Source organism: Paracoccus marcusii (genome assembly GCF_028621715.1).
Lineage (GTDB): Bacteria > Pseudomonadota > Alphaproteobacteria > Rhodobacterales > Rhodobacteraceae > Paracoccus > Paracoccus marcusii.
On record NZ_CP117466.1, the window covers coordinates 1289636 to 1314552 of the forward strand.

Here is a 24917-nt window from a genome sequence, read left to right on the forward strand (position 1 = left end):
CGTAAGGGGCGACAGGCGATGAAAGCGGCAATCGGAACGGCCTTGGCATTGGCGATCTGGGCAGGCCCTGCGGCCGCCCAGGTCATCACCAAGCAGTACGACGATGGCGGCGTCTACGAAGGCACCTTCCGCAACGGGCTGCAGCACGGCCAGGGCAGCTATGTCCTGCCCAACGGCTATCGCTACGAGGGGGACTGGGTCGAGGGCCAGATCATGGGCCAGGGCCGCGCCGCGTTTCCCAACGGGTCCGTCTATGAGGGCCAGTTCGCGGGCGGCAAGCCGCATGGCCAGGGCAAGATCACCTATGCCGACGGCGGCACCTACGAAGGCGCCTGGGCCGAGGGAGAGATCACCGGGCAGGGCGTCGCCCGCTATGCCAACGGGTCCGTCTACGAGGGCCAGTTCGTCAGCGGCCTGCATCAGGGGCAGGGCGTGCTGACCCAGGCCAACGGCTATCGCTACGAGGGCGACTGGAACGCCGGCGTCAAGGAGGGGCAGGGCAAGATCACCTATCCCGACGGCGCCACCTATGAGGGCGCGATGCTGGCCGGCCAGCGCGCGGGCCAGGGCAAGCTCGTGATGTCGGACGGGCTGACCTACGAGGGGGTCTGGGCAGCGGGCCAGATGTCCGGGTCGGGCGTTCTGGTCCAGCCGACGGGCGACCGGTACGAGGGCCAGATGCAGGGCGGGCGTCGGCAGGGCAAGGGAGTCGCGACCTATGCCAACGGCGACGTCTATGACGGCGATTTTGCCGATGACCGCCGCCACGGCCAGGGCACGTTCACCGGTGCGGACGGCTACGTCTATGTCGGCGAATGGTCCGAAGGCCGCATGGAGGGCCGCGGCCAGATCACCTATCCCGACGGGTCCGTCTATCTGGGCCAGATGCGCGCCGACCGGCCCGACGGCACCGGCAAGATCACCTATGCCGACGGCTCGACCTACGAGGGCCAGTGGTCCGAGGGCGTGATCGAGGGCGAGGGCAAGGCCAGCTATGCCAACGGCATGGTCTATGAGGGGGGCTTTCGCAACGCGCGCAACGACGGGCAGGGGCGCATGTCCTATCCCGACGGCTATGTCTATTCCGGTGCCTGGAAGGACGGCCAGCGCCACGGCGAGGGGCAGGCCACTTATCCCGACGGCACGGTCTATACCGGCAGCTTCGTGGACGGGCTGCGCGAGGGCCAAGGCCGCCTGACCACGCCCGACGGGTTCATCTATGAAGGCGGCTGGAAGGCGGGAGAGATCGACGGCACCGGCGTCGCCACCTATGGCAACGGCGACCGGTACGAGGGCACCTTTGCTGCGGGCAAGCGCCAGGGGCAGGGCGTCATGCGCTATGCCACCGGCCAGATCGCGTCGGGCGAATGGCAGGACAACCGCCTGATCGAGGCCGACCAGGGATCGACCGACATGGCCCCCACCGAAGACGCGCCCGACCTGCCGGCCGAGGCCCCGTGACCGCGTTCCGCCGCGCCACCGCGGCCGACCTGCCCGCGATCCTTGCCCTGCTGGCCGACGATCCGCTGGGCGCAGGGCGAGAGGACCCGGCGGATGCCGCACGGTATCGTGCGGCCTTCGACCTGATCGACGCCGATCCGGCGCAGCTGCTGGCCGTGGCGCAGGACGGGGACCGGGTGGTCGGCACCCTGCAACTGACCTTCATCCCGGGGCTGGCGCGCGGCGGCGCGCTGCGTGGCCAGATCGAGGCGGTGCGTGTCGCCCGCAGCCATCGCGGCGCGGGCCTGGGCCGGGCGATGATGGACTGGGCCATCGCGGAATGCCGGGCACGGGGTTGCGCGCTGGTGCAGCTGACGACGGACCGGTCGCGCACGGATGCGCACCGGTTCTATGACGGGCTGGGGTTCGTCCCGTCACATGTCGGATACAAGCTGGCGCTGGACTAGCGGGCGTCATCGTTCGAAAACAGGCCGGTCAGCGCGCGGCTGACCAGGTTTCCGACCTTGGGCCGGGGCTGGGACAGGAACGGCAGCGGACGGCAGACCTCCATCGCGGCGATGCCCACGCGGGCGGTCAGCGCGCCGTTCACCAAACCTTCGCCGAAACGGCGCGACAGTTTGGCCAAGATGCCGCCCCCCGCCATCGTGTGGATCAGGTCGTCCCCGGCCGCCACCGCGCCCGTGGCGATCAGATGCGTCATCACCGTCCGCGCCAGGCGCCAGCCGCCGACGGCACCGGCGCGCCCGCCATAGATCTCGGCCATGCGGCGGATCATGCGCAGGTTCGCGGCCAGGGCGGCCGCCACGTCGGCCAGGGCCAGCGGGACCAGCGCGGTCGTCGCGGCGACCGTCCGGGCGGCGGCCTCGATCTCGCGGCGCGCCTGTTGGTCCAGCCCGGCCAGCAGCTCCGTCTCGGCCAGGGTCAGCAGGGCCTGCGCGTCAAAGGTCTCGGCCCGGCGGTCGGCCAGGCGCTGACGCTGCCACTCCATCTCGGGGCGCTTGGCATAGAGGGCGACCAGGCCGTCGGCAACCGCCTTGGCCTGATCCAGGCTTTCGGCGGCCAGGGCGGCGCCGGCCTGCCGCTGCAGGGCGTCGATCCTGGCCATCCGCCGCCAGGCTCGCCATTCCCGCAGCGCCATCCCCAGGGCCGCGATGGTGAAGACCGCGAACAGCGTGACGGCGATCCAACCCAGCAGCGGATAGCGGGTCATCAGCCCGTCGATGAAATCCAGCGCCATCACGCCCAGAAGGAAGGTGAACAGCGCCGCCCCGGCATTGATGAACAGCCGCGTCAGCCGCGACGGCGGGCGCCCGACCAGGCGGGCCACCATCTGCATGGTGCGCGGCTGGGGCAGCGGGGCGTCACTGATGTCGATGGCAGGGGCATCGGCGGGGCTTGGGGCGTCGTCCGCGCGGGTTTCCGTGCGGGGCGGCCGCGGCCGGGTGCCGGTATCGTCGTCCAGAGGCATCAGGACCGGGCCGCGCGGGCGTTTGGGGGCGTCTGTCACAGGCGGTCTCCGATCAGGAACTCGGCCGCGCGGTCCAGCCGGATGTGGGGCGGGCCGTCGCCCGGACGCGTGGTCAGGGGGGCGGGGGCAAAGTTCATGATCGCGTAATCGGCATCCAGCCATGCCTGCGCGCCCTGCCGTGCGGGATGCAGCAGCACCGCGGGGTCGGTGGGCAGTTCACCCGGAAAGAACGCGGCCTGCCGCCCGTCCAGCAGGCGTCCGCGCACGGCGGGCAGGTCGCCGTCGGGTTGGGCGATCATGTCCTCGGTCGTGGCGCGCAGGGCGGCGATGGCCATCGCCTCAGTCCGGGCGCCCTGGAAATCGGCGCGGTCGCGAGCCTCGCGCAGCATGGCGGACAGGATCGCGGTCAGGCGGTTGTGCTGGGTGTGGTGCAGGTGGTCGGCCTTGGTTGCGGCGAACAGGATGCGTTCAACCCGCCGCGTGCCCAGAAGCTGGCCCAGCCAGCCTGCGCGGCCGGGGCGGAAGGCCGACAGGATGTCGGCCATGGCGCGGCGCATGTCCTCGACCGCCTGGGGGCCCTGATGGATCGCGCCCAGGATGTCGACCAGCACCACCTGGCGGTCGATGCGGGCAAAGTGGTCGCGAAAGAAGGGCCGGATCACCCGCGACTTGTAGGCATCGAACCGGCGGCGGAATTCTCGGCCAAGCCGCGTGGCCTGCAGGTCGGGCGGCAGGGGCGCAAAGGTCAGGGCGGGCGAACCCGCCAGCTCTCCGGGGATCAGGAACCGGCCGGGCGTGCAGTCCGACCAGCCCGCGTCGCGCGCCGCGTTCAGATGCGCGGTATAGATGTCGGCCAGCTGCTGGGCCTGCGGTTCGGTGAAGCCGTCATCGCGGGGCAGCGCCTGCAGCGCGGTCAGGAACCGGTCGGCGCCGGGGCGGCCCGCGATGCGGTCCAGCACCTCGGTCGACCATTGCGCAAAGTCGCGTTCCATCAGGCGCAGGTCCAGCAGCCATTCGCCGGGATAATCGACGATGTCCACATGCAGGTTGCGCGCGCCGCGCAGCCCCCCGAACATGCCGCTGCCCTGCAGGCGCAGCGACAGGCGCAGCTGGCTGACGTGACGCGTGCCGTCGGGCCAGTGCGGATCGGGGCCGGTCAGCGCGGCCAGGTGGCGTTCGAAGTCGAAGCGGGGGATGGTGTCGTCGGGCTGGGGCTGCAACCACACCGCCTTGAGCCGCCCGTCGGCGGCGGCGCGCAGCGACGACATGCGCCCGCGTTCCAGAAGGTTCGCCACCAGCGAGGTGATGAACACCGTCTTGCCGGCCCGCGACAGGCCCGTCACGCCGATGCGGATCACCGGATCGGACAGGCCCAGTCCCTCCATCACGTCGCTGCGGATACCCATGTCTGCCCCTGTTCGTTTCGCGACACCCAACGCCGCGGGTGCAAGATAGGTCCGCGGAGGCGCGATGTGTAGCGGCGCGATTGTGCCCGGTGCCCCGGCGGCGCTAGAAGGCGGGCATGACGGATGCCCTGCCCATCGACGACGCCCTGCCTGCGCTGTGCGCGGCGATCCGCAGCCACGGCCGCGCGGTGCTGGTGGCCCCGCCCGGCGCGGGCAAGACGACGCGGGTGCCGCTGGCGCTGATGGATCAGGTCGCGGGCCGCATCCTGATGCTGGAGCCGCGCCGCCTGGCCGCGCGCGCCGCGGCCGAGCGCCTGGCGCAGTCTCTGCGCGAGGCCGTGGGCGGGCGGGTCGGATACCGGATGCGCGGGGAATCGGTTCGGGGCAGCCGCATCGAGGTGGTGACCGAGGGCATCCTGACGCGGATGATCCAGACCGATCCCGCGCTGGAGGGCGTGGGCTGCGTGATCTTCGACGAGTTCCACGAGCGCAGCCTGAACGCCGATCTGGGGCTGGCCTTGGTCTGGGAGGCGCGGGGTGCCCTGCGCGAGGATCTGGTGGTGCTGGTGATGTCCGCCACCTTGGACGCGGGGCCGGTGGCGGCGATGCTGGACGACGCACCCGTGGTGACGTCCGAGGGGCGGGCCTTTCCGGTCGAGACGCGCTGGCTGGACCGGCCCCTGCCCGCGGGCGGGCGGTTGGCGGACGATGCCGCGCGTCTGATCGCAAGGGCCGAGGACGAGACGCGCGAGACGGGCGGCACGATCCTGGCCTTTCTGCCCGGAGAGGGAGAGATCCGCCGCGTGACGGCGGCCTTGTCGGGGACGGGCTGCGAGGTGCTGCCCCTGTATGGCGCGCTGCCGGCCGCGGCGCAGCGCGCGGCGCTGGCCCCGCCGGGAGCCGTGCGGCGGATCGTTCTGGCGACGGCCATCGCCGAGACCTCGCTGACGATCCCCGGCGTGCGGGTGGTCGTGGATGCGGGGCGCGCGCGCCGGGCGCGGTTCGATCCGGGCAGCGGCATGTCGCGGCTGGTGACCGAGCGGGTCAGCCGCGCCGAGGCCGAGCAGCGGCGCGGCCGGGCGGGGCGGGTGGCACCGGGCATCTGCTATCGCATGTGGGCGCGGGCCGAGGAGGGGGCGCTGCCGGCTTTCGCGCCACCCGAGATCGCCGTGGCCGACCTGCCCGGGCTGGCGCTGGAACTGGCCGTCTGGGGGGCGGGGGCCGCCGATCTGGCGTTCCTGACGCCGCCGCCGGAAGCCGCGCTGACCGAGGCGCGGGCGCTGCTGGCCGATCTGGGCGCGCTGGATGCGGAGGGGCGGATCACGGCGCATGGCCGGGTGCTGGCACGGCTGCCGCTGCATCCGCGTCTGGCGCATATGCTGGCGCTGGCGGGGCCGGCTGCCGCCGATCTGGCGGCGCTGCTGTCGGACCGCGACCCGCTGCGCGGGGCGGGGGCCGATCTGGAGCATCGGCTGCGGGTGATCCGCGATCCGGGGGCGCGTGCGGCGTTCGAGGTGAACCGGCAGGGCATCGAGAGGATCAGGGCCGAGGCCAAGCGGTTGCGGCGGCTGGTTGCGTCCCGCGACGGCGGGGGGGACGATGTCCCCCCCGCACCCCCCCTAACGGCCCTGTCGGCAGGCGGCATGGCCTCGCTGGCCTATCCCGACCGGATCGGGCTGCGTCGCAAGGGCGACGAGGCGCGGTTCGTGCTGTCGGGCGGCAAGGGTGCGGTGCTTGCATCGGAGGACAGCCTGGCGGCGCAACGGATGATCGTGGCGCTGGATCTGGACGGGGATCAGCGCGAGGCGCGCATCAGGCTGGCCGCGCGACTGGACGAGGGTGATCTGCGCGCGCTGCATGGCGACCGGATCGGCCAGCAGGCCCTGTGCGAATGGTCGCGCCGCGAGGGTCGCGTCGTCGCCCGCCTGCAGGAGCGGCTGGGCGCGCTGGTGCTGTCGGACCGGCCCTGGCCCGACGCCCCGGCCGAGGCGATGGCCGCGGCCGCGTTGGAGGGATTGCGCCTGGACGGGCTGCCCTGGACCCCGGCCGCGGCGCGTCTGCGGGCGCGGATCGCGCTGGTGCCTGACCTTGGCTCTGTGGCGGATGTCGACCTGCTGTCGGATGGCGACTGGCTGCTGCCTTGGCTGGGCCGGGTGCGGACGCTGGCCGATCTGCGCGGGCTGGACCTGGTCGAGCCGCTGAAGGCGCGGATCGGATGGGCAGGCCAGCAGCGGCTGGACCAGGAGGCGCCGGGGCAGTTCACCACCCCCCTGGGTCGCCGCGTGCCGATCGATTACGGGGGCGCGGACCCGTCGATCGAGTTGCGCCTGCAGGAGCTGTTCGGCGTCACCCGCCATCCGGCGGTGGGCGGGCGGCCGCTGCGGATCACGCTGCTGTCGCCGGGCGGCAAGCCGGTGCAGGTGACGATGGACCTGCCGGGGTTCTGGGCCAGCTCCTATGCCGATGTCAGAAAGGACATGCGCGGCCGCTATCCGCGCCATCCCTGGCCCGAGGACCCGACCGCGGCCGATCCGACGGTGCGGGCCAAGCCGCGCGGCACCTAGTCGATGGGGCGGATCAGCTTGGCGTCCAGCACGCGCAGCACCTGGGCCAGGTCGTGGCCGCGTTTCAGGATGCGCCCGTCCATCGCGATCACGGCATAGGCGCCCTGGGCCGCACGCAGCCGAGGACGCTTTTCGATCCGGTAAAGGGGGTGTTCGGCGGCGCGGCGAAAAACGCTGAACACCGCCGCGTCGCGCAGAAAGGACATGCCGTAATCGCGCCATTCACCCGCGGCCACGAAGCGGCCGTAGGTCGACAGGATCAGGCTCAGTTCCCTGCGGTCGAACACCACGCGGTCGGCATCGGGCGGGATCGCGTTCATCATGTCGGAATGGTGACAGCCCGCCGCGGCCGGCGCAACGCCAAACGGGTCAGAAGCAGCTGACCTTGGTGATGCGTCCATTCACGCCGTATTCGATGTTCAGCCGGTCGGGGCGGAAATCGGCGGTGACCATGTCCTCGGGGCCGATGACGCGGGTGCCCAAGGGGAAGTTCATCGCCGACAGGGCCGTGCGGGGCTGGCCGATCAGGCCCTGATAGCCGGCGGCGCCGCATTCGTCGACGACCGGGTGCGGGGTCGGCTCGACATAGGCGGGTTCGCAGGCGGCAAGGGCCGTCGCGGCAAGGATCAGGGCAAGCGTGGTCTTGTGCATGGGGGTCATCCGCAATCGATCTTGGTGATGGTGCCGGTCGCATCCAGGCGGAAGACGAGCCGGTCGGGGTCATAGTCCTGGGGTTCGATCCCGCGATACTCGACCACGCGATAGGCGCCGGGCAGGCCGAGCGTCGGGATCGTGCTGCCGGGCTGGCCCACGCTGGAGGCGTAGCTGCTGGCCTTGCACAGGTCGGGCTTGCGTTCGGTCACCCCGGTGATGCCGGTCGTCGCGGCAGGCAGGTCCGCCACCACGGGTGCCGCCGGGAAGGGGACCGCGGCCGGATAGGGCGCCGTCGGATAGGGGGCCGGTGCGGGTGGCGCATAGGGCGCGGGCGCGGCGGCATAGGGCGCGGGCGCATAGCCGGGCTGGGCCGTATAGGCAGGCCCCGCATAGCCGCCCGCGGGCGGCATGCGGTTCGGCGACGATGCGCAGCCCTGCACGGCCAGCGCCACGCCGGCGGCCATCGCGGCCCGAATCGTCCAGTCCTTGCTGATCATCGCCTGTCACCCCTGCCGGTCCTGTTTCCGGACCTTGTTCCCGCCAGCATAGGCCGCGCCCCCGGCCTTGAGAAGCGGGGTGATGGATCACGTTTCGATCATCGCAGGAATGCAACAGCCCCTGGGCGCGTCGCGCCCTCAGGCGGCCTGCAGGCCGTAGGCCGACAGGAACAGTGCCGCCGCGTCGCGGGCGATCCGCGCGACCTGCGCGTCGGGCAGCGTGGTGCCGGTCAGCAGGGCGGGCTGCTGGACCTGCCCGGTGATCAATGCGACCAGCTGGCGGGAGGATTGACCGCTGTCATGGTCGCGGATCTGCCCCGCGGCGATCCAGCCGTCGATGATCTGTGCCAGGGGGGCCGCGACGCGGTGGGCCAAGGCGTCGTCATAGTCGCGCGCGTCGTCGGGAAAGCGCGTCGATTCGGCGGTCATCACCCGCAGCAGGCTGAGCCGCGGTTCCGACAGTGCCCATGTCGCCAGGTCCGACAATACCCGCGGCAGCTCGGTCCGGGCTTGGGACGCGGGGTCGGCCGCGAAGGGCTGCTGGCGGAAGGCGCTGTCCATCGTGGCGCGCAGCACCTCGCGGAACATCAGGGATTTGTCGGGGAAATAGCTGTAGAGCGTCGCCTTGGACACCCGGGCGGACCGGGCGATGTCGTCGACGCTGGCGGCCGCATAACCGTCGCGCAGAAAGATGACGGCAGCCCCGTCACGGACCTGATCGAACTTGCGGCCCCGCGTGATGCCGGGGGCCGGTGCATGGGTGGTATCGGTCTTCATTCTTCTTCCTTGGTTTCCATCCAAACACCGCGGATAGAGAGGCGGTTTCCCTATCAGCATAATAAATGGTGTGAAAAGGAAAACCCCGGCCGGGCTGCGTGTCGTGCAAAAGCTGCTGGTTTTTATCGCAAACATGGCGGCGTCGGCGACGATCCGCTGTGGCGGCACCGGGCGGATTGGCCTAGCGTGCGGCCATATCGACCTTGCGCCGTCACCAGGAGGAAGCAGCAATGTCCGTCAACACGACCTCGTTCCGGGATTCCGTGGACCGCATGTTCACCCATGCCGCAGGCCTGATGAGTCTTGCGCCGGGGCTGGAGGAGAAGATCCGGGTCTGCAATTCCACCTATACGGTGCGGTTCGGGGTGCGGCTGCGCGGCCAGATCCACACCTTTACCGGCTATCGGTCGGTCCATTCCGAACACATGGAGCCCGTGAAGGGCGGCATCCGCTATTCGCTGGACGTGAACCAGGACGAGGTCGAGGCGCTGGCAGCCCTGATGACCTACAAATGCGCGCTGGTCGAGGTGCCCTTCGGCGGGTCCAAGGGCGGTCTGTGCATCGACCCCCGCGCCTGGAACGAGGACGAGCTGGAGCGCATCACCCGCCGCTTCACCTATGAGCTGTCGCGCCGGAACCTGATCTCTCCGTCGCAGAACGTGCCCGCGCCCGACATGGGCACCGGAGAGCGCGAGATGGCCTGGATGGCCGATGCCTACAAGCGCCTGCACCCGGACGACATCAACGCCAAGGCCTGCGTCACCGGCAAGCCGCGCACCGCGGGCGGCATCGACGGGCGCGTCGAGGCGACGGGCCGCGGCGTGCAATACGCGCTGCGCGAGTTCTTCCGCCATGACGACGTGATGAAGCAGGCCGGGCTGACGGGCGTGCTGGCGGGCAAGCGCGTGATCGTGCAGGGCCTGGGCAACGTGGGCTATCACGCCGCCCAGTTCCTGTCGGTCGAGGACAAGTGCCTGATCACCGGCGTGATCGAGCGCGACGGCGCCATCACCAACCCGCAGGGCATCAACATCGACGCGCTGCGCGGCCATATCCGCGCGACCGGCGGCATCAAGGGCTTTGCCGGCGGCGACTATCACGAGAACGGCCTGGCGATGCTGGAGCAGGAGTGCGACATCCTGATCCCCGCCGCGGTGGAAAGCGTGATCCACGCCGACAACGCCGAACGCATCAGCTGCAAGCTGATCATCGAGGCGGCGAACGGTCCCGTGACCGCCGACGCGGACGCGATCCTGCGCCGCAAGGGGATCGTGATCATCCCCGACATGTACGCCAATGCCGGCGGCGTGACCGTGTCCTATTTCGAATGGGTCAAGAACCTGTCGCAGATAAGCCTGGGCCGTCTGGAGCGCCGCCACGAGGAGGCCCGCGCCCGCATGATCGTCGAGGAGCTGGAGCGTCTGTCGGCCGATACCGGCCTGAACTGGACCCTGTCCAAGGGCTTCAAGGAGGCGTTCCTGACCGGCGCGGACGAGCTGGAGCTGGTGCGGTCCGGCCTGGACGACACGATGCGCGAGAGCTTCAAGAAGATGAAGGAGGTCTGGATCAGCAATCCCAAGGTTCAGGACATGCGCACCGCGGCCTATGTGGTGGCGATCCGCCGGATCTCGAACGTCTACAATTCGCTGGGGCTTTGAGGAAGACCGCGCGTCAGGGGGGCGCTGCCCCCCGTCCTGCGGACTCCCCCCGGGGTATTTCCGGCAAAGGAGAAATCAGGGGCGGGGGGCGGCGGCGCGGCGCAGGCGGTCGTTGATCGCCTGGCCCAGCCCGTGGTCCGGGATCGGCGCGACCGAGATCGGGCGGCCCAGGGCATCGGCACGGCGCAGCAGGTCGAAGAGGCGCGCGGCGGCCTGGGTCAGGTCGCCCGTCTCAGACAGGCTGAACGGGCCGGGGGCGCCGAAGGACAGATGCGTTTCTTCGGGGGCGGGGGCTGCGTTCAGGCGCAGCGCCGATTGCGGCGCGTAATGGCTGGACAGCTGTCCGGGCGCGTTCGGGGCCGAAGGGTCTGCATGATGCGCGGCCAGGGGTTCGCCCAGGGCCGCGGCGATCGCCTCGGCCGGGATGCCGCCGGGACGCAGCAGCGTCGGGCGACCGTCCTGCCAGCCGATGATCGTCGATTCCACGCCGACAGGGCAGGCACCGCCATCCAGTACCGCGGCGATGCGCCCGTCGAGGCCCCCGTCCGGGTGCAGCACATGATCCGCGGTGGTCGGGCTGATCCGCCCCGAGGCATTCGCCGACGGTGCGGCCAGCGGCGCGCCGGATGCGCGCAGCAGCGCCTGCGCCACGGGATGGGCAGGAACGCGGATGCCGATCGTGTCCAGCCCCGCCGTGACCAGCCCCGCGATGCCCGCATCGGTGCGCAGCGGCACCACCAGCGTCAGCGCGCCCGGCCAGAAGGCCCGCGCCAGGGTCAGCGCCTGCGGCGGCAGGTCGGCGATGGCCTGCGCCGCGGACAGGTCCGCCACATGCACGATCAGCGGGTTGAAGCTGGGCCGCCCCTTGGCCTGGTAGATGCCGGCCACTGCCGCCCCGTCGCGCGCGTCGGCAGCCAGACCATAGACCGTCTCGGTCGGGATCGCCACGCAGCGGCCCTGGGCCAGCAGGCGGGCGGCCTTGGCCAGGCCGGCAGGGTCGGGGATCAGTCGCAGGGTCTGCATTCGTGACGCGGGGTTTCGGTTGAGCCTGAAAGGACGGCGGCCCAAGATGCCGCCAGCGCCCGTTGATAGACGCGCCGCGGCCCGATGCCAAGGCGCCAGGAGGAGAACCCGATGACCTACAAGGCCCCGACAGCCCAGATCGACTTCATCCTGACCCATGTCGTCCCCTTCGCCGACCTGGCCCGGACCAACCGCTTTGCCGAGGCCACGGCCGAGACCGCGACCGCCATCCTGTCCGAGGCCGGCAAGCTGGCCCAGAACGTTCTGGCGCCCCTGAACCGGGGCAGTGATCAGACCCCCGCGCGGCTGGAGAATGGCGTGGTGCGGTCGTCGCCCGGCTTTGCCGACGGGTTTCGGGCGATTGCGGAGGGAGGCTGGGTCGGCGTGTCGGCCGATCCGGAATACGGCGGCATGGGCCTGCCGCAGGCCCTGAACATGGCCGTGGCCGAGATGATGTCGGGCGCCTGCCTGTCCTTGCAGCTGAACCCGCTGCTGACCCAAGGCCAGATCGAGGCGCTGGAGCATCATGCCAGCAACGATCTGAAGGCGCGCTATCTGCCCAAGCTGATCAGCGGCGAATGGTCGGGCACGATGAACCTGACCGAACCGGGCGCGGGCAGCGACGTGGGCGCGCTGACCACCCGGGCGGAACCGGCGGGCGACGGCACCTATCGGATCAGCGGGCAGAAGATCTACATCACCTGGGGCGACAGCGACGTCACGTCGAACGTCTGCCACCTGGTGCTGGCGCGTCTGCCGGGCGCGCCCAAGGGGACGCGCGGCATCAGCCTGTTCATGGTCCCCAAGCTGATCCCAGACGAGCAGGGCGACCCGGGCGTCGCCAACAGCCTCAAGGTGGTCAGCCTGGAGCACAAGCTGGGCATCCACGGCAGCCCGACCTGCGTCATGTCCTATGACGGCGCCACCGGCTGGCTGGTCGGCGAGGAGAACAAGGGCATGGCGGCGATGTTCACGATGATGAACGTGGCCCGCCTTGGCGTCGGCATGCAGGGCGTGGGCGTGGCCGAGGCCGCGCTGCAGAAGGCCGTGGCCTATGCGGTGGACCGCAACCAGATGGGGCCAATCATCGGCCATCCCGACGTGCGCCGGATGCTGGCCACCGCGCAGGCCGAGGTCTTTGCCGCCCGCGCCATCGGCCTGGCCTGCGCCACCGCCATCGACATGGATCGCGCCACGGGGGATGCCGATCAGGCCGCCCGCGCGGCCTTCCTGACGCCGATCGCCAAGGCCTATGGCACAGACGTGGGCATCCGCGTGGCCGACATGGGCGTGCAGGTGCATGGCGGCATGGGCTATGTCGAGGAGACGGGCGCCGCGCAGTATCTGCGCGACGTGCGCATCACCTCGATCTACGAGGGCACGAACGGCATCCAGGCGATGGATCTGGTCGGACGCAAGCTGTCGGACGGCGGAGAGGCCGCGATGCGCCTGCTGGACGAGGTGCTGGACGGGGCCAAGGCCGCGCAGTCCGCGCATCCCGAGCTAGCCCACCAGCTGTGGCAGGCCGCCGAGACCCTGCGCGAGGCGACCCAGGCCCTGCTGGAGCGTGACATGACCGACCGTTTCGCGGGCGCGGTCGCCTATCTGACCGCTTTTGCGCGGGTGCTGGGCGGGCATTACCACCTGCGCGCGGCGCTGAAGGGCGGACCGGCGCATCTGGCGCTGGCGCGGGTCTTCATGGCGCGCGTCCTGCCGCGGTTCACCGGCGATCTGGCCGAGGCGCAGGCGGGCCAGGGCGACCTGACTGCGCTGAGCGATGCCGCCCTGGCGGGCGACTTCGCGGCGTGATCCGCACGCCGCACGACATCCCGCCCGCCGAGGGGCAGGCCATCACCGTCGCCCCGGGCGTCTTGTGGATGCGCCTGCCGCTGCCGATGAAGCTGGACCACGTCAACGTCTATGCCTTCGACGATCCCGACGGCTGGACGGTGGTCGATACCGGCTTCGACACGGCGCGCACGCGCGAGATTTGGCAGGTGCTGCTGGACGGGCCGCTGCAGGGGCGGCCGGTCGTGCGGGTGATCGGCACGCATCACCATCCCGACCATATCGGGCTGGCCGGCTGGTTCATGGAGCGGGGCGCCGACCTGTGGATCAGCCGCACCGCATGGCTGATGGCGCGGATGCTGGTCTTGGACGTGCAGGACCGTGCCAGCCCGCAGGCGCTGGCGTTTTGGCGACGGGCCGGGATGGCGGCCGAGATGCTGGACCGGCGCGCCAGCGACCGGCCCTTCAACTTTGCCGACGTGGTCCACCCGCTGCCTTTAGGCTTCACCCGCCTGGTCGAGGGCGACGTGGTGACCTTCGGCGGAAGGCGCTGGCGGGTGGCGATGGGGCATGGCCATGCGCCCTGCCACGCGACGCTGTGGTCGCAGGACTGCGATCTGGTCATCGGCGGCGACCAGCTGCTGCCGTCGATCTCTCCGAACCTGGGGGTCTATCCGACCGAGCCCGAGGCCGACCCGGTCGGCGAGTGGCTGGAAAGCTGCGCCCGGCTGGCGGCGCTGGCGCGGGCCGACCAGCTGGTGCTGCCGGGACACAAGCTGCCCTTCACCGGGCTGCCCTTCCGGCTGGAACAGCTGATCCAGAACCACCGCGCCGGGCTGGACCGGCTGGCGCAGGCCCTGGCGGACGGCCCGCGCACCGCGGTCGGGTGTTTCGACATCCTGTTCCGCCGCCGCATCGGCGAGGCCGAGTACGGACTGGCCATGGTCGAGGCCGTGGCCCATGTGAACCACCTGCACCGCGCCGGGCGCATCCGGCCTGTGGGCGAAACGCAGGGTGCGGTGCTGTGGGGGGCGTGACAGCTGCGCCGCTTTCCGCTATCGCAGGATGAACGCAAACCGATGGGGCAGTGATGGCCGACTACGACAACAAACCCGAAGCGACCCAGGGAACGATGGACCTGACCGACCACAAGAAGACCTTCGCGGGCTTCATCCGCGGATCCACCTGGGTCATCGTCGGATCGCTGGCGGTCCTGGTCTTCATGGCCCTGACGAACGCCTGATCGGACGGGCGGGGACATGAAGCGACGCGTCTTCCTGGCGGCCACGCTGCCGGTCGTGCTGACCGCCTGCGGGGCCGACAACATCTGGGCCAGCGACGAAGCCGTGCGCGACGCGCGCTATGTGTCCGCCACGCCGACCTCGATCACGCTGTTCACGGTGATCGGCATCCCGCGCGGCGAAGGCGGCCATTCGGCGCTGATGTTCAACGGCAGCCAGCGCGTGATCTATGATCCCGCCGGCAGCTGGAGCCATCCGCGCATTCCCGAACGGCGCGACGTGCTTTACGGCATCACCGACAACTTCAAGAACTTCTACATCGATTACCACGCGCGCGAGACCTATTGGGTGGCCGAGGACACGATCCTGGTCCCGCGCGAGGTGGCCGACCTGGCGATCCGCCGGGCCGAGGCCAACGGTTCCGCCAACAAGAGCTTTTGCGCGATCGAATCGGGCAACGTCCTGTCCGGCGTGCCGGGGTTCGAGACGGTGCCGCGGGGGTTCTCTCCGCTGAAGCTGCGCGAATGGTTCCTGCGCCAGCCGGGCGTGGTGTCCAAGCGTCACTATGACGGCGACCCGGCCAACAACCACGACGTCCTGCTGCGTCAGAAGGACGGGACGATCGGCGGTTACAGAAGGTAAAGCAGGCCCGCCAGCGTGATGCCCCCGGCCAGGATGGCCAGCATCACGTTGCGGGTCAGCACGCCCACTGCCACGGTCGCGGCGGCGGCGGCCATGCGGGCCGGATCGGCATTGCCGCCGGTCGCGGCGGGCCAGACGACCAGCGGCGCGACCAGCGCGGGCAGCACCGCCACCGGGGTATAGCGCAGCATCCGCAGCATCCAGTTCGGCAGGTCGCGGTCGCCCAGCGCGCCCAGGAACGACCAGCGGATCAGGTAGGTGCCGACGCCCAGCACCACGATGATGACCCAGATCTCAGTCGCGGACGCCTGCATCGCGCGCCTCCTTGCGTTCGGTGCGGATCTCGACCAAGGCGCCGGTGGCCATGCCCAGGGGCGCGGCGATCAGCAGGCCCAGCCCCGACGGCAGCCCCGCCAGCGCCAGCGCCGCGACGATCGCGACAAAGCAGGCGGCCAGATGCGCAGGCGTGCGCAGCATCGGCGCGATCATCGCCAGGAAGGTGATGGGCATCGCGAAATCCAGCGCGATCCCCTCGGGGATGGCCTGGCCCACGGTGGCGCCCGCCCAGGTGGCGATCATCCATGGCACGCACAGAACCAGCGCGGTGCCGCCGAAATAGGCCAGCCGCTGCGCGATGGTCAGGCGCGGATACTGTTCGTAATGCTGGATCGACAGCGCATAGCTTTGGTCGATCAGCGCATAGGCGACCCAGGCCTTGTGGCCGGGCGTCGCGTCCCGCAGCCACGGCAGCAGGGACGCCGAATACATCGCCATGCGCAGGTTCACCGCCAGCCCGGACAGGATCACGATCAGCGCCGGCGCATTGTCGGTCAGCAGCTGCACCGCCGTGAACTGCGACGCGCCCGCCAGGACCAGCACCGAAAACCCCATGATCTGCGCCAGGTTCAGCCCGGCCTCGGTCGCGACCACGCCGAACAGCACCGCAAAGGGCACGATCACCACCAGGAAGGGCAGCGACTGGACGATGCCGTGGCGGAACGCGGCGGCCGGCGTCCGGGCCAATACGCGGATTGCCGCCTGATCGGCGGCGGCTTGCCGGGCCGAGGGCCTGGGTTCGGGGGCGGGGGACATGGCGCTTTCGTCTTCCTGCGTTTCGCGGCACCTTGCTTGCACGACACGCAAGGCAAGACAAGGCCAGCCGATGCAGATCCTGCACCCGATCCCCGACAGCCTGCTGCCCGCCGCGGCGGCGCTGTGGCGCGCGCATTTCGGGCGCGGACGCTGGCCTGCGCGGGTCCGCGCCGGGCATGGCGTGGTGGCGGTGGATGCATCCGGGGCGGTCTGCGGGGTGATGGGTCTGCGCGATGGTGCCGGCGGGTTCGCGCAGGGCGGCGCGGGGCTGTCAGGCTGGCTGTTCCGCGCGGCGCCGCCCACGGGCGATCTGGTCATCGACGGGCTTGCCGTCACCGACACCCGGCAGGGCACGGGGCGCGCGTTGATCGAGGCGGGGGCACTGGTCGCGGCCCGCGACGGCCGCCCCGGCCTGCGGGCCGAGGTGCGCGCCCGCAACCGGGGCGCGCTGGCCTTCTACGACAGGGTGGGGTTTTCGGACCGGGGGCGGGGCCGCTATGGCCTGCCCTGGTGGGGGCAGGTCCATCTGCTGCACCTGAGCGTCTAGCCGAAGACGCCCGACACGCGGCCCAGCAGCATGAAGGCGCGCGACGACCGGCTGTCGGCCAGCACGGCGATCTGCAGGTCGTCCAATTCCGGTACCAGGCGGGCCGTCAGCCCGTCGAAATGGCGCAGGAAGTGATGCGCGGTGTCGCGAAAGATCTCGTCCTCGCGCAGCATGGTGGCGGCGATCTCCAGCGCGGGCTGGTGGTGGATGCCGCCCAGGGCCGCGACGGCGCTGCCGCGTTCACCGGCGGCATAGCGGCGCCAGACGTCGGGGCGGGCCATCTCTGGCGGCAGGTCATCCATGTAGACATCCTGGCCCGCCATCAGCGTCACGACATCCTGCGCGGCGCGCAGCACCTTGGAATGCGCGGGGTCCTTCAGCGCATGACGCAGGGCGTCGATCGCGTCGACATCGTCGGGACCGTCGGGAAAGTTCAGCGCCCGGATCAGCGTCGTGGCGTCCACCGGGACGCCCTGGGCCTCGAACCGCAGGGCGGCCTGGCGCTGATCGGCGGTCTGGCGGGGCTTGGGCAGGGGGGCCGCGGGGCGGGGCGCGGCGGCCGACTGCGGTTCGGCGGGGGCGGCTGCGGCGCGGGGGGCGGCTGCGGCGCGGGGGGCGGGCGGCGGCAGGTCGTCCACCGGGGCTGCCTCGCCCCGCAGATGCGTCAGGCGGGCGCGCAGGTCCTCGGCCTCGGCGCGCAGGATGGCCAGCTGGCGGGCCAGCGACACGCCCAGCCAGATCAGCGCCAGCGGCAGGACCGTCCCCATGATCGAGACGAGGCGCGCCACGCCCGACGGGCCGCCATCGGTACCCGCGGGCCCAAGCAGCCAGAACAGCGCGACCAGGAACAGCCAGACGCCGGTCAGGGTAAAGCCGACCGTGGTCAGGCGGTCGCGGTTGGCCAGGCTGGCGATGCGTGCAATCAGGGACATGGCGTCATCCGTACCGGATCTCGACGATTTCATAGCTGCGCTGGCCGCCGGGGGTGGTCACCTCGACGCTGTCGCCCTCGTCCTTGCCGATCAGCGCGCGCGCCAGCGGAGAGCGGATGTTCAGCAGCCCGCGCTCGATGTCGGCCTCGGCCTCGCCCACGATCTGATAGTTGCGCTCTTCCTCGGTGTCCTCGTCGATCAGCTTGACGCGGGCGCCGAACTTGATGCTGCCCGACAGTTTCGCGGGGTCGATGACCTCGGCGCGCGACAGCAGGCTCTCCAGCTCCTTGATGCGCCCCTCGACGAAGCCCTGCTTTTCGCGGGCGGCATGGTATTCGGCGTTCTCCGACAGGTCGCCATGTTCGCGCGCCTCGGCGATGGCGCGGATGATGGCGGGACGTTCCTTGGATTTCAGCTGCCCCAGTTCGCGTTCCAGCGCTGCCGCGCCGGTGGGGGTCATCGGTATCTTTTCCATCGCTGCCCTGGTCCTTGTTGGGATGCGTTTGTCCTGCGGGTGCCAAACCAACGCCCCTGCCATTGCGGAATGGCAGGGGCGCGGAAGCTGATCGGGGACATGGTCACCAAAATGACGCTTAATGCAAGCCTGCATGGCCCGAATCGCGCAATCGCACGCGGCCAACCGCCGCGTCACGATTGCCCCCGCCCGCCGGGGTCGCTATCTGTTTGGCAGCCAGATTGCCACGGAGGGGGCCCCAGCACATGACAGACCAGACCGAGATCGTTCGCGAATCGATGGAATACGACGTCGTGATCGTGGGCGCAGGGCCGGCGGGCCTGTCGGCCGCGATCCGGCTGAAGCAGATCGACGCCGAACTGTCCGTCGTGGTCCTGGAAAAGGGCTCGGAGGTGGGCGCCCACATCCTGTCGGGTGCCGTTCTGGACCCCTGCGGGCTGGACCGGCTGATCCCCGACTGGCGCGACAAGGGCGCCCCGGTCACCACCGAGGTGACCGACGACAACTTCTATGTCCTGGGCGAGGCGGGGCAGGTGCGCGTGCCGAACTGGCCGATGCCGCCGCTGATGTCGAACCACGGCAACTACATCGTCAGCATGGGCAATGTCTGCCGCTGGCTGGCCGAACAGGCCGAGGCCCTGGGGGTCGAGATCTTCCCCGGCATGGCCGCCAGCCAGGTGGTCTGGGACGGGGATCGCGTGAAGGGTGTCGTCGCCGGAGAGTTCGGTCGCGAACCCGATGGCAGCATCGGCGACGGATACGAGCCGGGGATGGAGCTGCACGGCAAGTACGTCTTCATCGCCGAAGGCGTGCGCGGCAGCTTGGCCAAGCAGATCGATGCGCGGCTGAACCTGTCGGCCCATGGCGATCCGCAGAAGTTCGGCCTGGGCATGAAGGAGATCTGGGAGGTTTCTCCCGACAAGTTCCACAAGGGTCGCGTCGTGCACACGATGGGCTGGCCCCTGGGCAAGAATGCCGGCGGCGGCAGCTTCATCTATCATCTTGAGAACAACCAGGTACTGGTCGGCTTTGTCGTTCACCTGAACTATGCCAACCCGTACCTGTATCCCTACATGGAGTTCCAGCGCTTCAAGCACCATCCGATGGTCGCGGACCTCTTGGAGGGGGCCAAGCGCATCAGCTATGGCGCCCGTGCCATCACCGAGGGAGGCTGGCAGTCGCTGCCGCAGCTGTCCTTCGACGGCGGCGTGCTGCTGGGCTGTTCGGCGGGCATGGTCAACGTGCCGCGCATCAAGGGCAACCACAACGCGATGCTCTCGGGGATCGAGGCTGCCGATGCCGCCGCCGCCGCGATCAAGGCGGGGCGCGAGGGCGACCGGCTGACCGATTACGACGGCGCGGTGCGCGGCGGTGCCATCGGTGCCGACCTGAAACGCGTGCGCAACGTCAAGCCGATCTGGTCGCGCCTTGGTCTGTCGGCCAGCCTGATGCTGGGTGCGGTGGACATGTGGACCGCCAACCTGACCGGCTGGAACCCCCTGGGTACCTGGAGCCACGGCAAGTCGGACGCCGCCGCCACCGGCAAGGCGCGCGATCACAAGCCGATCGACTATCCGCGCCCGGACGGCAAGCTGTCCTTCGACCGGCTGACCAACGTGGCGTTTTCCTTTACCAACCACGAGGAAAGCCAGCCCTGCCACCTGAAGCTGCGCGACCCTTCGGTGCCGATCGCGGTGAACCTGCCGGAATATGCCGAACCCGCGCAGCGCTATTGCCCCGCAGGCGTCTATGAGGTGGTCGAGGATGCGTCGGGCCCGCGCTTCGTCATCAACTTCCAGAACTGCGTCCACTGCAAGACCTGCGACATCAAGGATCCCAGCCAGAACATCGTCTGGACCACCCCGCAGGGCGGAGACGGGCCGAACTATCCCAACATGTGACCGTGGTCCGATAAGGCAGGTCGGGGCGGGTTCCTTGCCCCGACCTGCAGGTGGCTTGCAGCCTTGCGCCCCGTGGCGGGGCGGCATGGCCCGTCTAGCCGCTGCGGCAGGTTCCGGCCCTTGGATCAGGGGCGCCCCTCAGCTCGCGGTCCCAGGCGATCTTTCGGGCACGGGACCGGGTCTGCGCATCCTCGCAGGTCTGACCATCTTTTGCAGGATGGCGCAGATCTGGGGGTCGATGATCGTCATGACATGCTCCTCATGGTCAGAAATGCACGCAGAGCGTGTATTGAACCATACGGTTCTGTCATTTGGCCCGACCAAACTCACCCGGTCGGCGGATTGTCGTAGGCGCGGGCGCCGCGATCGCTGTCCCGGCAGATGGCTGTACAAATAGCCAAGTGCGCAAAATGGACAAACGGGGGTACACACATCGTATAGTTGTTCGAGGTATCGAGTATGCAAGGTGTTCCGACGGAAATGACGTTTCGGCTGTCCATGTCCGACAAGGACTGGGAGATCATCGATACGGCGCTGACGGCTTATTCCCACAATGCGGTCTATCGCGACCTGCGCGACAAGCTGGACATGCAGGTCGCCATGGTCCGCGCGCTGGACGGTGCGACGCGCAGCGCCAAGGTCGCTGGCCACCGTGACGCGCGCGACGACAGGGCGCGGACCCCGGCCGGGCCGCGTCAGGATCGCCGCTCGACCGCATAGGCCGGCGGGGTCGCGATCAATCGAGGCGGGGCCGTCTGCGATGTAGGGCAGGCGGAGGCGGCGCCTGGACGGTGTCCGACCTGGGTACGCTATGTCGTCGAAATCACTTGATGGAGGGCGGCATTCGGTATCCAACTCTGCGGATCAAAGCATCGCGCAGGAGGTGGCAAGTTATGCCCCGTATGACGCTGACGGGAATGCCGGGGCACCACCCGGTTGTTCTCAGTTTCGAGGCCGACACCCTGTTCACCATCGAGAACGGACCCGAGGGGGCGACCATCCTCGGCCTGCATCGGCAGGGGTCCCAGCAGATCGTCCATGTCCGCGAGACGCGCGATCAGATCATCGCGGCCCGCGCGGCAGCGCTGTCGAACGCGCCGTCCCGGTAGCGCGCAGGGCGTCAGGCCGGATCGCCGGTCATCTGGTGCAGGGCGTCGATGATCTGGTCCGTGGGATAGGGCTTTGGAAAGAACCGCGCACCGGGCGGCAGGTCGGCGTCCTTGACGCCCAGGATCCCCGACGCGACGATGATGCGGATGTCGGGCCAGGTGGCGCTGACATGGGCTGCCAGCTTCAGGCCGTTCATCGATCCGGGCATCTCGACGTCGGTGAACAGGATGGCGATGTCGGAGGTGCCGTTCAGCGTGACCAGCGCGGCGTCGGCCGACTTGGCCTCGTAGGTCCGAAAGCCCGCGTCGTGCATCATGTCGACGGCTTCCATCCGGATCAGGATCTCGTCCTCGACGACAAGGACGGCGTTGCGGGGCTGGGACATGATGGTTCTTCCGGGAATGGGGTGGCGGACGCTCAGTCCTGCTGCGTCAGGCCGGTCAGCGGTGATGTCAGTTCGAAACGCAAACCGCCGGGGTCATAGTCCAGTTCCGCGACCCCGTCGAAGTATCCCGCAAGGGCCTGTTCGATCATCCGGCTGCCAAAACCCTTGCGGCGGGGCGGGGTGACGGTCGGCCCGCCATGTTCCTGCCAGGACAGGCGGAATCCGACAGGCTCCGCGTGGTCGTCGCGGTCCCACCGGACCTGGACATGGCCCGTCTCGGCGGACAGGGCGCCGTATTTCATCGCATTGGTGGCCAGTTCATGCAGCGCCATGGTCAGGGCCAGCGCCTGCTTGGACCCCAGGGCCAGGTCCGGCCCCGCAACCCGGAAGCGGTCCGCGCTCATGCGGTGGGGGGCCAGGGCCGCCTCGACCACCTCGGTGATGGCGGTTTCTGTCCAAGTCGCCTTGACCAGGCGGTCATGGGCCTGCGCCATGATGCCGATGCGCGACTGGATGGACATGCGGGCCTGGTCCAGCGTCTCGGCCTGACGCAGGGTCTGCGAGACGATGGAATGCACCATCGCCATCGAGTTCTTGACCCGGTGGTTCATCTCTCCCAGCATCAGCTGAAGCTGTTCCTCGACCACCTTGATGCGGTTGATGTCCGTGCAGCTGCCGTACCAGCGGGTGATCCGCCCCGTCGCATCGCGGACCGGCTTGGCGCGACCCAAGACCCACCGGTATTCGCCGGACCGGTGCCGCAGTCGATACTCGATCTCGTAGGGCTGGCCGGTCTCCAGGCTTTGACGCCAGCGCGCCCATGTGCGGTCCTGATCGTCGGGATGGAACATCCCGGCCCAGGCCTCGCCGTCGGTCGAGCCTTCGGGCACGCCGGTGAATTCGTACCAACGGTGGTTGTAATAGTCGTGAAATCCGTCCGGGCGGGTCGACCAGATCATCTGGTCGACGGAATCGGCGATGGCGTGGAACTTGGCCTCGCTGTCGTGCAGCTGCGCCTCCCGGGTCTGCAGCTCGTGCATGCGGTCGCGCGCCTCGTACTGCCGCGCGCGGGCCTTGAGGGCAGAGCCGACCGCGCGCACCAGTTCCTCCGCATGCAGCGGTCGCGACAGCACCACCCCGTTCTGCAGCGCGTCGATGCGGGCCTTGGCCCGGTCCGATCGATGCCGCGACGTCCCGTTCGCCAGAACGATGAAGGGAACGTCCGACCAGGACGGCTGATCGGCCAGGGCCTGCTGCAGCAGCCCCTCATCCGCGGCGACCAGGGCCTCCTCGGTGACCAGGGCCACGCCGATGGTTGCTCCGACCAGCCCCGCCAGCGCGGGCAGGTCCCGTGCCTGGACCGACGCGATGCCGACCTTGTCCAGCAGCGCCGCGGCCACGGCGGCGTCGCGGCCCCGCGGCGCCAGGATCGCCACCGCCAGGGCCAGGTCGTCGCGCGCGGCCGACCGGTCGGTCACCGTGCCCGGTCCCTTTGCGGATCGGTCGCCATCAGGTCGTTCTCGGTGCCCACCAGCACCGGGGTCCCGGACAGGATGCCCGAAAAGCCCCGGATCGGTGCGCCGATGACGATGCCGCCCCCGTCGATCCGCAATTCGCGGATCGTGCGTTCGTGGTCCGACGTGCGCGTCTTGATGACCGCGATCGACTTCCGCACCTCTCCGTCGGCCTCGAAAAAGCGCAGCATCATCATCGTGTCGGCCAGATAGCTGATGTCCAGGTCCGACCGCAGGTCGCCCGTCACCCCGTGCTGACCCAGGATCATCAGCGAGACCACGCCCTGCTGGGCCAGGTAGCTGAGCAGTTCGTGCATCTGCAGCACCAGGAAATTGTCGCTTGGCATCGCGTGCAGATAGGCGTTCAGGCTGTCGATCACGACCAGTCCGACATCGTCCTTCTCGACCGCGCTGCGGACGGCGCTGGCGAACTCTCCGGGGGACAGTTCGGCCGGGTCGATCTGGCGGATCGTCAGCAGGCCGGCGTCGATGAACGGCTGCAGGTCCATGTTCAGCACCTTGGATCGGGTCATCAGCGTGGCCAGCCGTTCGTCGAACAGAAAATAGGCCGCCTTCTGGCCACGCTGCAGGGCCGAGATCATGCAGCGCACGGCGGTCGTCGTCTTGCCCACCCCGGCAGGCCCCGCCAGCAGCGTGTTGGTTCCGGGAAACAGGCCGTCGCCCAGCAGCGCATCCAGACCGGCAAGCCCCGTGGTCACCGGTTCGGCCGAAAAGCGGCGGTGGTGATCGGCCGCGATCAGGCGCGGATAGACGCGGATGCCGCCACGTTCGATGGTAAAGTCGTGATAGCCGCCGTGATATTTCAGGCCACGCATCTTGACGACCCTCAGCCTGCGGCGCTCCGAGCCGAAATCGTTGGCCAGCTGCTCCAGCGAGATGACGCCATGCGCGATCGAATGCAGTTGCAGGTCGCCGGGTTCGGCCGTGCGGTCGTCCAGCATCAGCACGGTGCAGTTCCGGCGCGCGAAGAAATGCTTCAACGCCAGGATCTGGCGGCGATAGCGCAGCGGGTTCTGCGCCAGCAGGCGCAGTTCCGACAGGCTGTCCAGCACCACGCGCACCGGATCGGTCCGGTCCACCAGATCGAAGATGCCGCGCACCGTCTCTCCCAGTTCCACCTCGCTGGGATGCAGAAGCGACTGTTCGTGGTCAATGCCGAACTCATCTTCGGCGATCATCTCGAAGACGTCGATGCCGTCCAACGTCAGGTCATGCGACCGCGCGACGGCCTGCAGCTCTGTCTCGGTCTCGGACAGGGTGATGTAGAGGCCGCGGTCACCCGCCTGGCGTCCCTCCATCAGGAACTTCAGCGCCAGCGTGGTCTTTCCCGATCCGGGCGTGCCCTCGACAAGATAAAGCCGCGATGGCGTCAGCCCGCCCAGCAGCACGGCATCCAGGCCGGGGGTTCCGGTGCGAAAGCGCGCGTCGATGTCCGCGCCTGCTGTTTCCTGGCTCATCTGCTGTCCCATGCCTTGGATGGTATCGGCCCGTGCGCGCCCCGGACACAAGGCGGATTCCTGTCCCGACCGGGTGCCGGTCGTCAAGCGCCAAAGGCGCAGTCTGATCGTCACGCCTAATCCGTCGCCGCGGACAGCTCCACCTGATAAAGGATGGTCCTGGCACGGGACCGGTGCCTGGACCGGGCTCAATGCCTTTCCGGATCATGGCGGCAACTGGCGCGCGATTTCTTGGGAACCCGGTTTACCGAAGGGCGTTGCCCTTGATGGTCACATGCGCGCACGACGCCGACCGGCCCTGATC

General features: G+C 69.5%; 26 protein-coding genes. 12 read left to right on the plus strand and 14 right to left on the minus strand.

The window, feature by feature from the left end:
* The first annotated feature begins 18 nt into the window (after positions 1–18).
* Positions 19–1461, plus strand: coding sequence for an MORN repeat-containing protein (locus PRL19_RS06320; protein WP_273744260.1), 1443 nt, complete (start codon positions 19–21; stop codon positions 1459–1461).
* Complete coding sequence (locus tag PRL19_RS06325) at positions 1458–1907, plus strand: GNAT family N-acetyltransferase (protein WP_273744261.1); 450 nt, start codon at positions 1458–1460, stop codon at positions 1905–1907. Before PRL19_RS06320 ends, PRL19_RS06325 begins: the two co-directional genes overlap by 4 nt.
* On the opposite strand, the gene PRL19_RS06330 is transcribed toward PRL19_RS06325, so the two are convergent.
* The gene (locus PRL19_RS06330) at positions 1904–2968 is read right to left on the minus strand and encodes a YcjF family protein (protein ID WP_084693825.1); all 1065 of its coding nucleotides are present in this window, start codon (positions 2966–2968) and stop codon (positions 1904–1906) included. The two genes, PRL19_RS06325 and PRL19_RS06330, sit on opposite strands and share 4 nt — an antisense overlap.
* Positions 2965–4335, minus strand: a complete 1371-nt coding sequence (locus PRL19_RS06335) for a YcjX family GTP-binding protein (RefSeq protein ID WP_273744263.1) — start codon at positions 4333–4335, stop codon at positions 2965–2967. Before PRL19_RS06335 ends, PRL19_RS06330 begins: the two co-directional genes overlap by 4 nt.
* A gap of 116 nt (positions 4336–4451) precedes the next feature.
* Here PRL19_RS06335 and hrpB point away from each other — a divergent pair, with 116 nt between their 5' ends.
* The gene (gene hrpB / locus PRL19_RS06340) at positions 4452–6899 is read left to right on the plus strand and encodes an ATP-dependent helicase HrpB (RefSeq protein WP_273744265.1); all 2448 of its coding nucleotides are present in this window, start codon (positions 4452–4454) and stop codon (positions 6897–6899) included.
* On the opposite strand, the gene PRL19_RS06345 is transcribed toward hrpB, so the two are convergent.
* From PRL19_RS06345 to PRL19_RS06360, 4 genes are all read right to left on the minus strand, one after another.
* Positions 6896–7222 (minus strand): DUF2794 domain-containing protein, encoded by a 327-nt coding sequence (locus tag PRL19_RS06345; RefSeq protein ID WP_252930032.1) that lies wholly within the window; start codon positions 7220–7222, stop codon positions 6896–6898. The genes hrpB and PRL19_RS06345 overlap by 4 nt on opposite strands.
* A 46-nt stretch (positions 7223–7268) precedes the next feature.
* Positions 7269–7550, minus strand: a complete 282-nt coding sequence (locus tag PRL19_RS06350) for an I78 family peptidase inhibitor (RefSeq protein WP_273744266.1) — start codon at positions 7548–7550, stop codon at positions 7269–7271.
* 5 nt (positions 7551–7555) lie between these two features.
* On the minus strand, positions 7556–8050 hold the full coding sequence (locus PRL19_RS06355; RefSeq protein ID WP_273744267.1) for a hypothetical protein: 495 nt from the start codon (positions 8048–8050) through the stop codon (positions 7556–7558).
* A 138-nt stretch (positions 8051–8188) separates the two neighbouring features.
* Positions 8189–8827, minus strand: coding sequence for a TetR/AcrR family transcriptional regulator (locus PRL19_RS06360; RefSeq protein WP_273744268.1), 639 nt, complete (start codon positions 8825–8827; stop codon positions 8189–8191).
* A 230-nt stretch (positions 8828–9057) separates the two neighbouring features.
* Here PRL19_RS06360 and PRL19_RS06365 point away from each other — a divergent pair, with 230 nt between their 5' ends.
* On the plus strand, positions 9058–10485 hold the full coding sequence (locus PRL19_RS06365; protein WP_046000768.1) for a Glu/Leu/Phe/Val family dehydrogenase: 1428 nt from the start codon (positions 9058–9060) through the stop codon (positions 10483–10485).
* A 75-nt stretch (positions 10486–10560) separates the two neighbouring features.
* On the opposite strand, the gene PRL19_RS06370 is transcribed toward PRL19_RS06365, so the two are convergent.
* Positions 10561–11508, minus strand: coding sequence for an L-threonylcarbamoyladenylate synthase (locus PRL19_RS06370; RefSeq protein WP_273744269.1), 948 nt, complete (start codon positions 11506–11508; stop codon positions 10561–10563).
* A gap of 111 nt (positions 11509–11619) precedes the next feature.
* Here PRL19_RS06370 and PRL19_RS06375 point away from each other — a divergent pair, with 111 nt between their 5' ends.
* Genes PRL19_RS06375 through PRL19_RS06390 form a run of 4 tightly spaced genes read left to right on the plus strand, consistent with a single transcriptional unit; the run spans position 11620 to position 15179 of the window.
* A complete protein-coding gene (locus PRL19_RS06375; protein ID WP_273744270.1) occupies positions 11620–13317 on the plus strand; it encodes an acyl-CoA dehydrogenase family protein in 1698 nt (565 codons plus the stop codon).
* Entirely contained in the window at positions 13317–14333 is a 1017-nt protein-coding gene (locus PRL19_RS06380; RefSeq protein ID WP_420704423.1) for an MBL fold metallo-hydrolase, read from the plus strand. Before PRL19_RS06375 ends, PRL19_RS06380 begins: the two co-directional genes overlap by 1 nt.
* 53 nt (positions 14334–14386) lie before the next feature.
* Positions 14387–14539, plus strand: a complete 153-nt coding sequence (locus PRL19_RS06385; RefSeq protein ID WP_064503561.1) for an aa3-type cytochrome c oxidase subunit IV — start codon at positions 14387–14389, stop codon at positions 14537–14539.
* A gap of 16 nt (positions 14540–14555) precedes the next feature.
* A complete protein-coding gene (locus PRL19_RS06390; RefSeq protein ID WP_046000772.1) occupies positions 14556–15179 on the plus strand; it encodes a hypothetical protein in 624 nt (207 codons plus the stop codon).
* Here PRL19_RS06390 and PRL19_RS06395 read toward each other — a convergent pair.
* Both PRL19_RS06395 and PRL19_RS06400 read right to left on the minus strand, forming a co-directional pair.
* Positions 15167–15493 carry an AzlD domain-containing protein gene (locus tag PRL19_RS06395; RefSeq protein ID WP_046000773.1) on the minus strand — a complete coding sequence of 109 codons (327 nt, stop codon included), beginning with the start codon at positions 15491–15493 and terminating at the stop codon, positions 15167–15169. The genes PRL19_RS06390 and PRL19_RS06395 overlap by 13 nt on opposite strands.
* Positions 15474–16271 (minus strand): AzlC family ABC transporter permease, encoded by a 798-nt coding sequence (locus tag PRL19_RS06400; protein ID WP_273744273.1) that lies wholly within the window; start codon positions 16269–16271, stop codon positions 15474–15476. The genes PRL19_RS06395 and PRL19_RS06400 overlap by 20 nt, the downstream gene beginning before the upstream one ends.
* A 70-nt stretch (positions 16272–16341) precedes the next feature.
* Here PRL19_RS06400 and PRL19_RS06405 point away from each other — a divergent pair, with 70 nt between their 5' ends.
* A complete protein-coding gene (locus PRL19_RS06405) occupies positions 16342–16818 on the plus strand; it encodes a GNAT family N-acetyltransferase (RefSeq protein WP_052714859.1) in 477 nt (158 codons plus the stop codon).
* Here PRL19_RS06405 and PRL19_RS06410 read toward each other — a convergent pair.
* The gene (locus PRL19_RS06410; protein ID WP_273744275.1) at positions 16815–17750 is read right to left on the minus strand and encodes a hypothetical protein; all 936 of its coding nucleotides are present in this window, start codon (positions 17748–17750) and stop codon (positions 16815–16817) included. The genes PRL19_RS06405 and PRL19_RS06410 overlap by 4 nt on opposite strands.
* A gap of 4 nt (positions 17751–17754) precedes the next feature.
* Positions 17755–18225: a transcription elongation factor GreA gene (gene greA / locus PRL19_RS06415; RefSeq protein ID WP_046000775.1), complete on the minus strand. Its 471-nt coding sequence runs from the start codon at positions 18223–18225 to the stop codon at positions 17755–17757.
* A gap of 245 nt (positions 18226–18470) precedes the next feature.
* Between greA and PRL19_RS06420 the strand changes: the two genes are divergently transcribed.
* The 3 genes from PRL19_RS06420 to PRL19_RS06430 all read left to right on the plus strand — a co-directional run bounded on the left by PRL19_RS06420 (position 18471) and on the right by PRL19_RS06430 (position 21235).
* Positions 18471–20126, plus strand: coding sequence for an electron transfer flavoprotein-ubiquinone oxidoreductase (locus PRL19_RS06420; RefSeq protein WP_273744276.1), 1656 nt, complete (start codon positions 18471–18473; stop codon positions 20124–20126).
* A gap of 480 nt (positions 20127–20606) precedes the next feature.
* Complete coding sequence (locus tag PRL19_RS06425) at positions 20607–20846, plus strand: hypothetical protein (RefSeq protein ID WP_273744277.1); 240 nt, start codon at positions 20607–20609, stop codon at positions 20844–20846.
* Between the two features lie 173 nt (positions 20847–21019).
* Complete coding sequence (locus tag PRL19_RS06430) at positions 21020–21235, plus strand: hypothetical protein (protein WP_273744278.1); 216 nt, start codon at positions 21020–21022, stop codon at positions 21233–21235.
* Positions 21236–21246: 11 nt separating this feature from the next.
* Here the strand turns inward: PRL19_RS06430 and PRL19_RS06435 are convergent, their stop codons facing one another.
* From PRL19_RS06435 to PRL19_RS06445, 3 genes are read right to left on the minus strand one after another with little or no spacing between them, the layout of a single operon-like run.
* Positions 21247–21621 (minus strand): response regulator, encoded by a 375-nt coding sequence (locus tag PRL19_RS06435; RefSeq protein ID WP_273744280.1) that lies wholly within the window; start codon positions 21619–21621, stop codon positions 21247–21249.
* Positions 21622–21653: 32 nt separating this feature from the next.
* The gene (locus tag PRL19_RS06440; RefSeq protein ID WP_273744281.1) at positions 21654–23099 is read right to left on the minus strand and encodes a sensor histidine kinase; all 1446 of its coding nucleotides are present in this window, start codon (positions 23097–23099) and stop codon (positions 21654–21656) included.
* Positions 23096–24613, minus strand: a complete 1518-nt coding sequence (locus PRL19_RS06445) for an ATPase domain-containing protein (protein WP_273744282.1) — start codon at positions 24611–24613, stop codon at positions 23096–23098. Before PRL19_RS06445 ends, PRL19_RS06440 begins: the two co-directional genes overlap by 4 nt.
* Positions 24614–24917 lie beyond the last annotated feature (304 nt).